The 14,582-nt window shown below is 64.1% G+C and carries 11 protein-coding genes; 7 read left to right on the forward strand and 4 right to left on the reverse strand.

What is annotated here, in order from left to right:
- Positions 1 to 173: 173 nt before the first annotated feature.
- Genes CK219_RS00860 through CK219_RS00875 form a run of 4 tightly spaced genes read right to left on the reverse strand, consistent with a single transcriptional unit; the run spans position 174 to position 5,312 of the window.
- Positions 174 to 761: a sarcosine oxidase subunit gamma gene (locus CK219_RS00860; RefSeq protein WP_095765544.1), complete on the reverse strand. Its 588-nt coding sequence runs from the start codon at positions 759 to 761 to the stop codon at positions 174 to 176.
- A gap of 7 nt (positions 762 to 768) precedes the next feature.
- Positions 769 to 3,762: a sarcosine oxidase subunit alpha gene (locus CK219_RS00865; RefSeq protein WP_095764907.1), complete on the reverse strand. Its 2,994-nt coding sequence runs from the start codon at positions 3,760 to 3,762 to the stop codon at positions 769 to 771.
- Complete coding sequence (locus CK219_RS00870) at positions 3,759 to 4,037, reverse strand: sarcosine oxidase subunit delta (RefSeq protein WP_095764908.1); 279 nt, start codon at positions 4,035 to 4,037, stop codon at positions 3,759 to 3,761. Before CK219_RS00870 ends, CK219_RS00865 begins: the two co-directional genes overlap by 4 nt.
- 15 nt (positions 4,038 to 4,052) lie before the next feature.
- Complete coding sequence (locus tag CK219_RS00875) at positions 4,053 to 5,312, reverse strand: sarcosine oxidase subunit beta (protein WP_095764909.1); 1,260 nt, start codon at positions 5,310 to 5,312, stop codon at positions 4,053 to 4,055.
- Between the two features lie 194 nt (positions 5,313 to 5,506).
- Here CK219_RS00875 and CK219_RS00880 point away from each other — a divergent pair, with 194 nt between their 5' ends.
- The 7 genes from CK219_RS00880 to CK219_RS00910 all read left to right on the forward strand — a co-directional run bounded on the left by CK219_RS00880 (position 5,507) and on the right by CK219_RS00910 (position 14,574).
- Positions 5,507 to 7,996, forward strand: coding sequence for a mechanosensitive ion channel family protein (locus tag CK219_RS00880; protein ID WP_095764910.1), 2,490 nt, complete (start codon positions 5,507 to 5,509; stop codon positions 7,994 to 7,996).
- A 192-nt stretch (positions 7,997 to 8,188) separates the two neighbouring features.
- A complete protein-coding gene (locus CK219_RS00885) occupies positions 8,189 to 8,452 on the forward strand; it encodes a hypothetical protein (RefSeq protein WP_095764911.1) in 264 nt (87 codons plus the stop codon).
- Positions 8,453 to 8,712: 260 nt separating this feature from the next.
- Positions 8,713 to 10,146 carry a UbiA family prenyltransferase gene (locus CK219_RS00890; RefSeq protein WP_095764912.1) on the forward strand — a complete coding sequence of 478 codons (1,434 nt, stop codon included), beginning with the start codon at positions 8,713 to 8,715 and terminating at the stop codon, positions 10,144 to 10,146.
- A complete protein-coding gene (locus CK219_RS00895; RefSeq protein ID WP_095764913.1) occupies positions 10,146 to 11,498 on the forward strand; it encodes an FAD-binding oxidoreductase in 1,353 nt (450 codons plus the stop codon). Before CK219_RS00890 ends, CK219_RS00895 begins: the two co-directional genes overlap by 1 nt.
- A 123-nt stretch (positions 11,499 to 11,621) precedes the next feature.
- Complete coding sequence (locus CK219_RS00900) at positions 11,622 to 12,071, forward strand: EamA family transporter (protein ID WP_095764914.1); 450 nt, start codon at positions 11,622 to 11,624, stop codon at positions 12,069 to 12,071.
- Positions 12,068 to 13,075 carry an NAD(P)-dependent oxidoreductase gene (locus CK219_RS00905; RefSeq protein ID WP_095764915.1) on the forward strand — a complete coding sequence of 336 codons (1,008 nt, stop codon included), beginning with the start codon at positions 12,068 to 12,070 and terminating at the stop codon, positions 13,073 to 13,075. The genes CK219_RS00900 and CK219_RS00905 overlap by 4 nt, the downstream gene beginning before the upstream one ends.
- A 23-nt stretch (positions 13,076 to 13,098) precedes the next feature.
- A complete protein-coding gene (locus CK219_RS00910; RefSeq protein ID WP_095764916.1) occupies positions 13,099 to 14,574 on the forward strand; it encodes an aspartate aminotransferase family protein in 1,476 nt (491 codons plus the stop codon).
- Positions 14,575 to 14,582 lie beyond the last annotated feature (8 nt).

Here is a 14,582-nt window from a genome sequence, read left to right on the forward strand (position 1 = left end):
AGTCATGGAAGGGTATGGTCGAACTGGTTGCCGGTGCGGACGTTTGCCCTGGCAAACGCCCGTGATTCCTTACCTATCGCGCGTGCTGGCCCAGCGCTCAAGCAGCAGTTGTAGCCGTCGATAATGCCAGACGCCGCCTGGACCAATGCTAAAGCCAGCAACGCCCGAGCGGGCTATTGCACTTCGTAACCGACTTCCTCCGAGGCGTGGCACAAGGCCTTCCAGAAGGAGCGCGCGAAGGAGCGGAAGACGTAGATGTCGAACTGGTCTGGGCCGCTGCGCTGGATCTGGGCGAAGATGTCGTGATGGTTGGTCGAACGTCCGGCGCCGAGCGGGAAGGCCGGCAAGGCGAAGTCGATAGCGAAGAACTTCGCCATCACCCATTCAGCCTTCGGACCGGCGATGCGGATCGCGGTGCGGCCATGCGAAAGGTCTGTCAGCGTGCCGATGGCCGGCGTGATGGCGCCGGCGAAAGCCGCAGCCAGGCCTTCGGCCTCGTCCACCACGGTGAATTTTCCCGGCGCGAAGCCGAAGCCGGCACGCGCACCGCTGCTCACACCCCCGCCGGCGCCATCGGGCAGAGCGAGACCGGTGACCTTGCCGATAATTTCGATCAGCTGCTTCTCTTCACCCGGCCAGGCGGCGAGCTGCAGGATCGTGCCCGGTCGCATCTCGGACAGAATGACATCGACGCCATGTTCGAAATTGCCGTGCGAACCTGGATGATAATCCGGCTCGAGCGGCGATTGGCGTTCGGGCAAAGGCTGCTCAGCCATGCATGCGGCTCCCGTCCGGATCGTAGAAATGGTTGGAGACGATCTCGACCGGCCCAAACCGGTTGCGCAACGGATCTGAGACGAAGGCGCGCGTTCCATGGCGCGCCTTGCCGCCCTTGACCAGCGCAAGCGCAATGTATTTGCCCAGCGCCGGCGAATAGCAGCAGGCGGTGATGTGGCCGAGCGAGTCGTGCGGATTGTCCTCGTCCAGTTCCTCGACGATATGGCCGCCGCCGTTGAGCGGCCGGTTGTCGAGGGCGATCAGGCCGACCAGCTCGAGCCGGTCGGGGGCGATCAGGCCTTCGCGGTCCATCATGGCCGAGCCGATGAAGGGCTTCTTCTTCGACAGCATCCAGTCGAGATGGAGGTCGCGCGCGGTGGTGCGGCCGTCGATTTCGGCGCCGGTGACATGGCCTTTCTCGATGCGCATCGTGCCCAGCGCCTCTAGCCCGTAGGTGACCAGGCCGAAAGGCTGGCCGGCCTCGATCAAGGCTTCCCAGACATGGGTGCCGTAGCCGGCCCCGGAATAGACCTCGAATGCCATTTCGCCGGAGAAGGACAGCCGGCAGATCATCACCGGCACGCCGGCGATGCGGCCATGGACGATACCCATGAAGGGCAGCGTAGCGTTGTCGACAGCGGTATCTTTTACGCAAGCCGCAAGGATGGCGCGCGCGTTCGGTCCGCCGATCGCCGCACCCGCCCATTCGTCGGTGACGGAGGTCACGGTGACCTTCAGCTCCGGCCAGATGACGTCGAGGAAATATTCCAGATGCTGCATCACCTTGCCGGCATTGGCCGTGGTGGTGGTCATCAGGAATTCCTGCTCGCCAAGCCGCCAAGTGGTGCCGTCGTCGAAGGCAAGCCCGTCCTCGCGCAGCATCAAGCCGTAGCGTGCCTTGCCGACGGCCAAAGTGGAGAACATGTTGGTGTAGACGCGGTCGAGGAACTCGGCCGCGTCCGGCCCCTGCACGGCGATCTTGCCCAGCGTCGAGACATCGACGATGCCGGCGCTTTCGCGCGTCGCCCTGGCCTCGCGGACATAGGCCTGCTCGACCGTCTCGCCGGGAAGGCCGTAGATCATCGGCCGGTACCATAGGCCGGCCGAATACATGGTCGCGCCATTGGCGATGTGCCAGTCATGCATCGGCGTCAGCCGCTCGGGCTTGAGGTCGCCGAAACGCTCGGCAGCAAGGGAGCCGATCGAAACCGCCGTGTAAGGCGGGCGAAAGCGCGTCGTGCCGACTTCGGGGATCGGCTTGCCGAGCGCCTCGGCCATGATCGCAAGGCCAGGCACATTGGAGTTCTTGCCCTGGTCGGTCGCCATGCCGAGCGTGGTGTAGCGCTTCAGGTGCTCGACCGATACGAAGCCTTCGCGATGCGCCAGCCGCACGTCCTCGGCGGTGACATCGTGCTGGAAGTCGACGAAGCTCTTGCCCTTGGCCTTGATCTCGAAGACCGGCGCTGGATCTGGATCGCCGGGGGCGGCTTCGACGATCGGCAGGGCTGCGGGCGCCGCCGTTCCGCCGGCGGCCGAAACGCCGGCCGCGCGGCCCTCGGCGATGGCTTCGGCGGTGGAGAAGCTGCCGGTGAAGGCGCCTGCGCCGATCCAGCGCTGCGTCGGCTTGGGCGGCAGGAACGCCTGCCTGGCCGGGTCCCATTCAGCCTTGGCGCCCGCCTGGCTGGCGAGATGAATGGTCGGCGACCAGCCGCCCGACATCAAAAGGCTGTCGGCATGGATGCTGCGGGCATCGCCGCTGAGCGCACCGCTTATGGCGTCGAAGCGCTGCACCTTGAGACCGGTGAGGGCCTTGCCGCCCTCGGTCGCAACCACGGCGTGGCCGTCCAGCAGCTCGGCCTCGGCCTCGCCGGCGAGCCGGCGCATGTCGTTCGAGACGTCGGCGCGGACATCGACGATGGCAACAATGGTCGCGCCGGCCTTCTTTAACGCAACGGCCGAGCGGTAGGCGCTGTCATTGTTGGTGAAGAGCGCGATGCGCTGTCCCGGCAGCACGCCATATTCATTGACGTAACGTTCCGCCGCATGCGCCAGCATGACGCCGGGACGGTCATTGCCCGGAAACACCAGCGGCCGCTCGAAGGAACCGGTGGCGAGCACCACCGTGCCGGCGCGGATCGCCCAGTAGCGCTGGCGCGGCTCGCCCTTGGCTGGCGCCTCCTTATGATCGGTCACCCGTTCGAGGGCGGCCAGCGTGTTGCCGTCGTAATAGCCCCACACCGTCGTGCGCGGCAAAAGCCGCACATTGTCGTTGCCTCCGAGCTGCGCGACCGTGCGCTGGGCCCATTCGGCGGCAGGCATGCCGTCGATGGTTTCGCCCGACCAGTTGGCGGAGCCGCCAAAATGGGCTTCGAGATCGGCGAGGATGACGCGGGCGCCCTGGTCGGCGGCGGCTTTCGCCGCCATCAGGCCGGCCGGACCGGAGCCGACGACCAGCACGTCGCAAAAGGCGTTCATGCGCTCGTAGCGAGACGGATCGGGAGCGGTGCCAGCCTTGCCAAGGCCGGCGGCGCGACGGATGAAATGCTCGCAGAACATCCAGAAGCGCGTGCCCTTCAGCGGGCCGATCACCGGCCCCATGAAGGTCTTGTAGTAGAAGCCGGCCGACAGGAGCTTGCCGCCGAGCTGGTTGAGAGCGCCGATATCCCAGGCGAGCGCGGGGGTACGGTTCTGGCTGACGGCGACGAGCCCGTCATAGATCTCGACCATGGTGGCCGCGATGTTGGGCTCGCGCACCTCGCCGCGCAGCACTGTCACCAGCGCGTTCGGCTCCTCGACGCCGGCGGCGAGCAGGCCGCGCGGGCGGTGATATTTGAAGGAGCGGCCGAACAGCGTCACGCCATTGGCGAGCAGCGCCGAGGCCAGCGTGTCGCCGGCATGCCCGGTGTAAGGCGCGCCGTCGAAGGTGAAGCGGATGGTGCGCAGCCGGTCGATCCGGCCGCCGGTCTCGGTGCGGCGCGGGCTCACGAGCGGCTCTCCGTCTTGTGGCCGCCACGGGCGAATGCGGTGCTGAGGATTTCGTGCGTGATTGTGTTGCGCACGACCCTGAGATGCGCGCGGCAACCGCCGGAATGCTGCCAGATCTCGTTGTGGTCACCGGCCGGATTCAGCCGGTCGTAGACATAGGCGTTCCAGGCGTCGAGGTCCTGCGAGGCGGGCTGCGGCCGCTCGCGGTTGCCGTCGCCCTGGTAGGTGAATTCGATAACGTCGCGCGGGCCGCAATAGGGACAGGTGATTAGCATTTTTCAATCCAAACCCTAGTGCAATCTGGGCGTCGCGCCCTGGCCTTTGTCGTCGATGACCAGGCCGCGGTAGAAACGGTCGAGCGTGAAGGGCGCGTTGAACTCGTGCGGCTCGTCCTTGGCAATGGTGTAGGCAAAGCACCAGCCGGAGGCCGGCGTCGCCTTGAAGCCGCCATAGCACCAGCCGCAATTGAGATACATGCCCGGCAGCGGACCGGCGGCGATGATCGGCGAGCCGTCCATCGTCATGTCGCACAGCCCGCCCCAGGAGCGCAGCATGCGCACGCGCGCCAGGCCGGGAAACAGCGCCACCATCTCGCTCATCACCTCGTCGACGATTGGCAGGCTGCCGCGCTGGGCGTAGCTGTTGTAGCCGTCGAGGTCGCCGCCAAAGACCAGGCCGCCCTTGTCGGATTGCGAGATGTAGAAATGGCCCATGCCGAAGGTGAGAACGGTGTCGACGACAGGCTTCAGCGATTCCGAGACGAAGGCCTGCAGCACATGGCTTTCGATCGGCATGTGCGAGATGCCGGCAAGCTGCATGACGCGGCCGGTGCTGCCGGCAACCGCAAGCGCGACCTTCTTGGCGCGGATTTCGCCGCGCGTCGTCGAAACGCCAGTGATGCGGTCGCCGTCGCGCAGGAAGCCGGTGACCTCGCAATTCTCGATAATATCGACGCCGCGCCGGTCGGCGCCGCGCGCATAGCCCCAGGCGACCGCGTCGTGCCGGGCCGTGCCGGCGCGCGGCTGCATCAGCCCGCCAAGGACGGGAAAGCGCGCCGACCCTGAGACATCCAGCGCCGGGACAAGCCGCTTGATACGGTCGACGCTCATCAGTTCGGCGTCGACGCCGAGATGGCGCATGGCATTGCCGCGCCTGGCATAGTCATCGAGCTGGGCTGGCGTGTGCGCGAGGTTCAGGCAGCCGCGCTGCGAGAACATAACGTTGTAGTTGAGGTCGTGCGAGAGATTCTCCCACAGCTTCATCGAATGTTCGTAGAAGCGGGTGTTCTGCGGCAGGAGATAGTTGGAGCGCACCGCCGTGGTGTTGCGGCCGACATTGCCGGAGCCGAGCCAGCCCTTTTCCAGCACCGCGACGTTGGTGATGCCGTGTTCCTTGGCGAGATAATAGGCGGTCGAAAGACCATGGCCGCCGCCGCCGATGACGATCACGTCATAGGAAGCCTTGGGGTCCGGCTTACGCCAGGCGGGCTTCCAATCCTTGTTGCCGGTCAGCGCGTTCTTGAGCAGCGAGAAGGCTGAATATTCCGCCATTCTTCCTATCGTCCTTATGATGCGAGGCGGCAGACTATAGAGCAGGCGGGAAGCGCAAAGCCAAGATTGCGCCATCGCTTTTCGACAGGCCGACTATCGCCGGCACGATCGGGACGGCTTGCCGCCCGATATGCCGGTCTTTATCAAGGGCGGAAATTTCGAGAATTTTTCGGCCGCGAGTCGCCAACAAAATCATGTTCTTCCGCCTGCTGCGCCTGGTTCTGGTTGTCATCGTCGCTGCCTTCGCGCAGCCGGCGCTGGACGCGTCGGCGCAGGCGATCGGCCATGGCTCGTCACAACTCATCGCCGACCAGACCAAGGCCATCCAGGACCTGACGGCAAGGACCGACGGCCTGGAAAAGAAACTGGGCGATCCTGACCAGGACGATGCGGGGCTCGTCGACATCCGGTTGCAGCTCGAGGATATCTCGCGGGCGGCGCTGAACAGCGCCCTGGCATTCCGGCAGCGCCTCACCGACATCAACAATCGCGCGGAGGTTCTCGGCCAGCCGCCGGCGCAGGGGCAACCCCCGGAGCCGGTGATCGTGAGCAACGAACGCAGCGCGCTCGCCACGGAAAAAGCTCAGATCAACGCAGTCGTCGCCAGCGCGCAAAACCTGTCGATTCGCGTCAACGGCTTGGTCGACAAGATCGCCGTCATGCGCAGCGAGCTTTTCCGCAGCGTCATCACCAAGCACTACGACTTGACGGACGCACTGAGCCCGCAGGCCTTTTCCGACGCGCATGACCAGTTCACGGGCCTTTACAAGGCGGTGTCGTCGTGGGCGAGCTTCGCGGTCCGGTTCAAGTTCCAGGCGATCCTCGCGGCGACGCTTATGGCGCTGGCGCTGGCGGCGGTGCTTTTGATCGGCGGCCGGCGCCTGTTCGGCCGGATATTCGAGGCCGACCCGACCGTGGAGGATCCTTCCTATCTCAGCCGGCTGTCGGTGGCGTTCTGGTCGACGCTGCTGCCGACCCTGGCGCTCGGCGTCTTCTTCGCCTCGGCCGTGTTCTTCTTCAACTATTACAATGTGCTGCGCGGCGATATCGGCACGTTCCTCAATGCCTTGCTGACGGTGATCGCCATGGTGTTCTGCGTCAACCGGCTGACCAACGCTGCGCTAGAGCCGCGCCTGCCCAATTGGCGCCTGATCCCGGTCGCGACCGGTTCCGCGCGCTGGCTCGTCGGACTGACGACCGCCATGGCGCTGGTACTCGGGTTCAATTACTTCCTCTCGGTCGTCAACGAGAAGATGGGTTCGCCACTTTCGCTGACGATCGCGAGGGGCGTTGTCGCCAGCATCATCGTCGGCGTCATCCTTGTGCTGATGGGGTTGCTGCGGCCGTTCAGGGCGGCCGACGGCTCATGGCGCCCCTGGCCGGCCTGGCTTCGTTTCATCGCCATCGGGCTCGGGCTGTTCACCATCGCGGCGGCGCTGCTTGGCTATATCGGCCTGGCGCTTTTCGTCTCGTTCCAGGTCGTGGTGACCGGCACGGTGCTGGTGACGGCCTATATCGGCTTCCTGTCGGCACGCGCGATCGGAGAGGAGGGCGGCTTCGCCGACACTTCGGTCGGGCGATGGCTTTCGGAAAACTCCAGCTACGAGGATACCGCCCTCGACCAGCTCGGCCTGGTGGTCAGCATCGCCATCAACCTCATGATCGTGGTGGTGTTCCTGCCGCTGATCCTGTTGATGTGGGGCTTTCAGCCCGGCGATATCGAGGCCTGGGCCTACAAGCTGGCAACCGGCGTCACGATCGGTTCGGTGACCATCTCCTTTCTCGGCATCCTCAGCGGCATCGTCGTATTCGTCATCGGCTATTTCCTGACGCGCTGGTTCCAGGGCTGGCTGGACGGATCGGTGATGGCGCGCGGCAAGGTCGATGCCGGCGTGCGCAACTCGATCCGGCTCGGCGTCGGCTATGCCGGCGTGGCGGTCGCCGGCCTGGTCGGCATCTCGGCGGCGGGCATCGATCTTTCCAATCTGGCGCTGGTTGCCGGCGCGCTTTCGCTGGGTATCGGCTTCGGCCTGCAGAACGTCGTCTCGAATTTCGTTTCGGGCCTGATCCTGCTTGCCGAGCGGCCGTTCAAGGTCGGCGACTGGATCGTGGCGGGCGACGTCAGCGGCACGGTGCGGAAGATCAGCGTGCGTGCCACCGAGATAGAGACCTTCCAGCGGCAGGCGGTGATCCTGCCCAACTCGAACCTCATCAACAATGCGGTCGGCAACTGGACGCATCGCAACAAGCTCGGGCGCATCGACATCAAGGTCGGCGTTGCCTATGGCAGCGACGTCAAACGCGTCCATGCCGTCCTGATGGATATTGCGCGCGCCCATCCGATGGTGCTGAAGAATCCGGAGCCATTCGTTCTGTTCGCGAATTTCGGGGCGGCCGCGCTCGAATTCGAGATCCGCGTGTTCGTCGCCGACATCATGAATGGCAGCGTCGTCCAGAACGATATCCGCTTCGCCATCTTCGATATCTTCGAGCAGGAGCAGATCGAGATACCCTCGACGCCGCGCGCCGTGGTCGAGAGCAAGAAGCACGAAGCCTGGCCGATCGACGACGACAAGATCGAAGCCGAATTCGCGGAGCGCGAGAGGCTGGAGGCGGAAGCCGCGGCCGAGCGGGAACGGCTGGCCAAGATGAAGCGCAAGGGCCGCAAGCCGGACCCCGGCTGAGGTGCGTTGATATTCAGGTGAGGCCGGCCTGCAAATGGCCACACGCTGCGTTCATCCGGCGCCGAAACCGATTGTGGCATGAATGCGGCATTCAGTTGCGGTTCAGGTAACATCTCATATAAGCTTCGATGCAAAGGGCGAGAATGCCTTGCAAATTTGAACAGAGGCGGTGTGCGAAACACCGGAATTGCAATGTGGAAGTCTGTCGTTGCCGCCATCGCTTTGCTGGCCCTGGGCGGTTCGGCTTTCGCCGCCAGCGCGATCAACAGGGACGCTCAGACGCGGACCCTGGTCGTGACCGAAGGCGGCGCCAAGAGCGAGCTGACGCTTGCCGCCGGCGAGACGGTGGAGTTCTGCTCGAGCGGCTGCTTCGTCACTCTGCCCAATGGTGACCTCGAAGCCCTGACCGGCTCGGAAACGGTCGAAATCTCGGGCGGCGCGGCCCGCATCAAGTAACTCTCGCCACAGAGAGTGGCGCCGCAGGATTGGCAAAGGCCGGACCGATGTCCGGCCTTTTATCGTTTCCGGTAGCCGACACTTAACGACGATGGCGAAAAACCGGTAGGACAATGCTCTGCAACCGGACGTTTTAACGTTCGCTGCGTCATGACCCGCTATATCCGACCCGAGGACGCCGGCATACGGCGTGGGTTGAGTTGGCGCGTGATCTTTCCGTGATCGGAGTTTTGGGATCCGCGCTCGATCGGGGCAGGGCAATGGACGCGAGGTCGGACAGGAACGCAATTCCGCTTGCGGTCGATCTCGACGGTACGCTGATCGCAACGGACCTTCTGTGGGAAGGCCTGTTCATCCTGCTCAAGAAGAACCCGCTCTATGTCTTTCTCCTGCCACTCTGGCTGATCGGCGGGCCGGCCCGGCTGAAGCAGGAAATCGCCGGCCGCATCGACATTGACCCGGCCTCGCTGCCTTACCGCCAGGATCTGCTTGACCGGCTGCGCGCCGAGCATCGGGAGGGTCGCAAGATCGTGCTGGCGACGGGAACGCCGCGCAAATTCGCGGAGGCGATCGCGGCGCATCTCGGCATTTTCGATCATGTGCTGGCGACCGACGGTCCGCACAACATGACCTCCGGCAGGAAATGCGCGGCACTTGTCGCCGCCTATGGCGATGCGGGCTTCGACTATGCCGGCAACAGCCGCCACGACCTCAAAGTGTTCGATGCAGCGCGCAACGCGCTCGTGGTGGCGCCCGACCGCAGCGCCCGGCGCTGGCAGGCGGCGCATCAAACCGATGCCATGCCCGCACCGAGGCCGGCGCTGAGGACCTACGTCAAGATGCTGCGCATGCATCAGTGGCTGAAGAACGCGCTGATCGCCGTGCCGATGGTGCTGTCGCACGAATATTTCAACCCGAACATGATCTGGGAGTGCCTGCTGGCGTTCGTTTCTTTCAGCGCCGCGGCGTCCGCCATCTATATCCTCAACGACTTCTTCGACTTGGCGCTCGACCGCAAGCATCCGACCAAGCGCAACCGGCCTTTCGCCAGCGGCGCATTGTCGATCCCATTCGGTCTCGGCGCGATCGCCGCGCTGCTTGCGATCGGCATCGCCGCCGGCCTCTTCCTTCCGATCGAATTCCTTGGCGTGCTTGCCGGCTATCTGGTCGTCACCACCGCCTATTCGCTGTCGTTCAAGCGCATGCTTCTGATCGATGTGCTGACGCTCGCGGGCCTCTACACGATCCGCGTGCTGGCGGGCGCGGCCGCCACCGGCGTCGACGTGTCCTTCTGGCTGCTTGCCTTCTCGATCTTCTTCTTCCTGTCGCTGGCGCTGGTGAAGCGCTTCGTCGAGTTGCGCACCACGGCCATCCCGCCCGGCGAGCGCATCGCCGGCCGCGGCTATCGCACCGAGGACCAGGAGATCGTCGCCCAGGCAGGCATGGCGTCGGCTTTCTCCTCGGCGCTGGTCCTGGCGCTCTATATGGACAGCCCGGCGGTGCGCGAGCTCTATCCGCATCCCTGGCTGATATGGCCGCTGGCGCCGATCGTGCTTTACCTGACGATGCGTGTCTGGATCCTCGCCCGCCGCGACGAGATGCATGACGACCCGGTCGTCTTCATCATCCGCGACTGGCGCAGCCAGATCGTCGTCGCCATCGGCGCGGTCTTCCTCGTCGCCGGAGGCTGGTGATGAGGCACGAGCGCTTCGCCAGCTTCGGACTGGCGACGCCGCCGGCGCGCAAGGCGATCCCGGCGGACGAGGCGATCGCCCTGCTTAAGCGCGGCGAGGCGAAGACCGGGTCGCTGCTCGGATACGGCAATGGCCGCTCCTACGGCGACAGTTGCCAGAACGATGCCGGCATGGTGGTCGACATGCGGCCGCTCAACCGCATCCGTTCCTTCAACGCCGAGACCGGCGTGCTCGAGGCCGATGCCGGCACGCTGCTTTGCGATATCATCGCTCATGCCGCGCCCTACGGCTTCTTTCCGGCCGTGGTTCCAGGTACCCAGTTCGTGACGCTGGGCGGCGCGATCGCCAACGACGTCCACGGCAAGAACCATCATCGGCGCGGCACCTTCGGCTGCCATGTCGAGGCTTTGACGCTGCTTCGGTCCGACGGCCGGACCTATCGCTGCTCGCAGACCGACAATGTCCGATTGTTCGGAGCGACGATCGGCGGCATGGGGCTGACCGGGCTTATCCTGTCGGCATCGATCAAGCTGATGCGGGTGCCCTCGCTCGACATAGTGGAAAGGGCGACGCGGTTTCGCGATCTCGGCGAATTCTTCGATCTTGCCGAGGCTGCCGACCAGGCCAACGAATATGCCGTCGCCTGGATCGATCAGCTTGCCAGCGGACATGGGCACGGTCGCGGGCTGTTGTTCACGGGCAACCATGCCGAACACGGCTCGCACGCGGCGGCGCGCGCCGGCAGCCGGTTCTCCGTGCCGGTGCAGCTACCATTCAATGTCCTCAATCGGCCCTTCCTCACCGTCTTCAACGCGGCCTACCGCTGGAAGAAGGGCAAGTCCCAGGCTCCGCACCAGGCAGGCTATCAAGGCTTCTTCTTTCCGCTCGACGGGGTCCGCGACTGGAACCGGCTCTACGGGCCGCGCGGGCTTTTCCAGCACCAAAGCGTGGTGCCGGAGGCGAATGCACGCCGCATCGTGCCCGTGCTGCTCGACGCCGCAAGGCGGGCAGGGCAGGGGTCGTTCCTCACAGTGCTCAAACGCTTCGGCGATGTCCGCTCGCCGGCGCTGCTGTCGTTCCCGGGGCCCGGCTACACGCTGACGCTCGATTTCCCCAACCGGGGCGAAAGGACGTTGCGGCTGCTCGCCGAACTCGACCGCATCGCAGTCGAGGCGGGCGGCGCGGTGAACCCCTACAAGGACGCCCGCATGGGACCTGAGACATTCGCCGCGTCGTTCCCGCAATGGCAGCAGCTGGAGGCGCTTCGCGACCCTGCTTTTCTGTCGAGCTTCTGGATACGGACGGCAAAAAGACTGGATGCAACGAAAGGTGTTTTTGAAGCCGAAGAATAGATAAAGGTCAGATAAATCATGGTGAATGAAAGGTTATACCGTGATTTACTCAAAGCATCGTCGAAGCTTCACGAAATCTTTGTGGATTTGTAATAGGACCGCCCAAGAGGCGGGGTGGCAACAATGAAATACATAATATTCATTATCTTCACGGTCATGACCAATGCCGCAGCGCAGCTGATGCTGAAGCAGGGCATGATGTCGATGGGGCCGGTCTCCTTCGAGGGCGTCAATCCGCTCGTCAAGCTCTTGCAGATCGTGTTCAGCCCCTGGGTGTTCCTCGGCCTGTGCACCTTCGTCATCTCGATGGCATCGCATCTCTACGTGCTGTCCAAGGTCGAGCTCAGCTTCGCCTATCCGTTCCTCAGCCTCGCTTATGTCGCCGTGGCGATTTTCGCCTATTTCGTCTTCCGCGAGGACCTCAATGGCTGGCGCATCGCCGGCATCGCCTGCATCTGCGTCGGCACGGTGCTGATCGCGCAAAGTGGCCGGGAAATGGGTGGGCGCGGGCATGAGGACCAGACAGCATCCATCAATCCCGACAAGATCGGCATAAGCGAGATCGTTCGATGAGACATGTGATTTTCGGCGGCGACGGCTTCGTCGGCCGCCACCTTGCCCCCAAGCTCGCCGCCGATGGCGAGACCGTCGTCGTCGCCGATATCGTCAAGAGCGACCTGCCGCATTACCGCTCCATGCGTTTCGTCACCTGCGACGTCACCGATCCGGTCTCGGTCGCGGCGGTCGGCCTCAGGACCGACGACATCGTCTACAATCTATCGGCGAAGATGCTGTCGCCGATCCAGGTGCGCGCCAAGCGGCACGATTTCTTCTTCCCGGTGAATTTCCACGGCACCGAGAATATCATCCAGGCGATGGACAGGGCCGGCGCGCAGAGGCTCGTCCACTATACGACCGACATGATCTACGGCCACACGGTTATGCTGCCGATGACCGAAGATCATCCGGTGGCGCCGCTCGGCGAGTACGGGCTGTCGAAGCTCAAGACCGAGGAGCTTGCCGCCGAATGGCGCAAGCGCGGCATGTCGATCTCGCTGTTCAGGCCGCGCCTGATCATCGGGCCCGGCCGTCTTGGCATCCTGGAAAAGCTTTTCAAGCTGATCGACTGGAACCTGCCGGTGCCGATGATCGGTTCGGGCCGGAACCCCTACCAGTTCATCTCGGTGTTCGATTGCGCCGAAGCCGCCCGCGCGGCCTGGAAAGCCGGCGTGCCGAACGAGGCCTACAATCTGGGCTCGCTCAATCCGCCGCCAGTCAAAAAACTGCTCGGCGATCTGATCCGCCATGCCGGCTCCAAGTCGATCCTGCTGCCGACGCCCGGCTGGGCGGTCAAGCGCACGCTCGACCTGCTCGACTGGTTGAACATGCCGATCATGGATCCGGAACAGTATCTGATCGCGGACGAGGAATGCGTGCTCGATGTTTCCAAGGCCGAGCGTCAGCTTGGCTGGGTGCCGCAATATCGCGACGAGGACATGCTGATCGCCGCCTACAACGAATATCGCGCCAAGATGGACGGCCACGCCGTCGCCACCAGACAGGTTCCCGCCGAATAGAGCGCGAAGGGGAGATTTTTCAGATGACCGTCATGGCCAAGCCGGAACATACCGGAACACGCACGCTGGTCGACGCGCCGGCGCTTTCGCCCACAGCAATCGCCAAGCCCGATCTGATCAGCGTCGAGCAGGCCAAGGCGATGGACGTCGCCCGCATCACCGACCTGTTCAAGGCTCATCTCAACCCTGGACAGCTGCATTTCATGAAGCTGCTCGGCTTTCACAAGGTCAAGATCGAGCACGCCGAGGGCATGTTCTATATCGACCAGAACGGCCGCAGGATCCTCGATTTCTTCGGCGGCTTCGGCTCGCTGGCCTTCGGCCACAACCACCCGCGCATTTTGGAAGCCCGGAAGAAATTCCAGGAGGAGAAGCGCCAGGAGATCGCCATCGCCTTCATGTCGCAATATGCGGCAGCGCTTGCGCACAACATCGCCAAGTGCTCGCCCGGCGATCTCGACATGGTGTTCCTGGGCTCGTCGGGTTCTGAGGCCATGGAAGCGGCGGTGAAGCTCGCCGAGCGCGCCGCGGGCCCGAAGCGGCCGAAAATCGTCTATGCCGAGAATTCCTTCCACGGCAAGACCAAGGGCGTGCTGGCGATCACCGACGGCCAGCTCTACCGCGCCGATTTCAAGGTCGCAGACAATGTCGTGCGCGTTCCTTTCGCCGACATCGACGCGGTCGAGCGGCTGTTCAAGAGCAATCCGGAGATCGGCGTCATCGTGCTGGAAACCATCCAGGGCGGCGGCGGCATCATCCAGGCGCCCACGGAGTACTGGCAGAAGCTGCGCGCGCTTTGCGACCGCTATGGCGTTCTGTGGGTCGCCGACGAAGTGCAGTGCGGCTATGGCCGCTCGGGCCGCTTCTATGCTTTCGAGCATTACGGCGTGGTGCCGGATGTGACGGCGCTGGCGAAATCGCTGGGCGCCGGCAAGGCGGCGGTCGGGGCGATGATCGCCAGGCGCGACATCTACATGAAGGCCTATGGCACGCCGAAGACGGCGATGATCCACGCCATGGCGACTTTCGGCGGCATGGGCGAGGCCTGCGTCACCGCGATCGAGGGCGTCAACGTGCTCTATGACGAAGGGCTGATCGACAACGCCGCTTCGACGGGCGACTACCTTCTGCAGCGGCTGCAGGCGCTGAAGGAAAAATACCCGAAGATCATCAAGGACGTGCGCGGCAAGGGTTTTATGATCGGGCTTGAGTTCCACGACTTCTCGCAGACCCTGCCGATGGTGCTCAGACCGGTGGTGAGCGTGCTTGACGACAAGCTAAAAGGCTCGCTGTCGGGCTTCGTCGGCTCGCTGCTGTTGCGCGACTATGACGTGCTCGTCGCCTTCACAGAATACAACCGCAACGTCATCCGGCTCGAGCCGCCGCTTATCTGCCAGTCCGAGCATGTCGACCGCTTCGTCGACGCCTTCGACAGCCTGTTGTCGCGCGGCATCGTGGCGATCGTGAAGGACTTCGTGAAAAGCCAGGTCGGTAAATAGAGGCCGCC

Origin of the sequence: Mesorhizobium sp. WSM4313, from assembly GCF_002294725.1 — a bacterium.
Lineage (GTDB): Bacteria > Pseudomonadota > Alphaproteobacteria > Rhizobiales > Rhizobiaceae > Mesorhizobium.

What these genes read in the sequence shown, in the direction of transcription:
- CK219_RS00900 (WP_095764914.1), top strand. Translation starts at nt 11,622, where the DNA reads ATGAAATACATAATATTCATTATCTTCACGGTCATGACCAATGCCGCA.
- CK219_RS00895 (WP_095764913.1), top strand. Translation starts at nt 10,146, where the DNA reads ATGAGGCACGAGCGCTTCGCCAGCTTCGGACTGGCGACGCCGCCGGCG.
- CK219_RS00875 (WP_095764909.1), bottom strand. Translation starts at nt 5,312, where the DNA reads ATGGCGGAATATTCAGCCTTCTCGCTGCTCAAGAACGCGCTGACCGGC.
- CK219_RS00910 (WP_095764916.1), top strand. Translation starts at nt 13,099, where the DNA reads ATGACCGTCATGGCCAAGCCGGAACATACCGGAACACGCACGCTGGTC.
- CK219_RS00905 (WP_095764915.1), top strand. Translation starts at nt 12,068, where the DNA reads ATGAGACATGTGATTTTCGGCGGCGACGGCTTCGTCGGCCGCCACCTT.
- CK219_RS00870 (WP_095764908.1), bottom strand. Translation starts at nt 4,037, where the DNA reads ATGCTAATCACCTGTCCCTATTGCGGCCCGCGCGACGTTATCGAATTC.
- CK219_RS00880 (WP_095764910.1), top strand. Translation starts at nt 5,507, where the DNA reads ATGTTCTTCCGCCTGCTGCGCCTGGTTCTGGTTGTCATCGTCGCTGCC.
- CK219_RS00890 (WP_095764912.1), top strand. Translation starts at nt 8,713, where the DNA reads ATGGACGCGAGGTCGGACAGGAACGCAATTCCGCTTGCGGTCGATCTC.
- CK219_RS00885 (WP_095764911.1), top strand. Translation starts at nt 8,189, where the DNA reads ATGTGGAAGTCTGTCGTTGCCGCCATCGCTTTGCTGGCCCTGGGCGGT.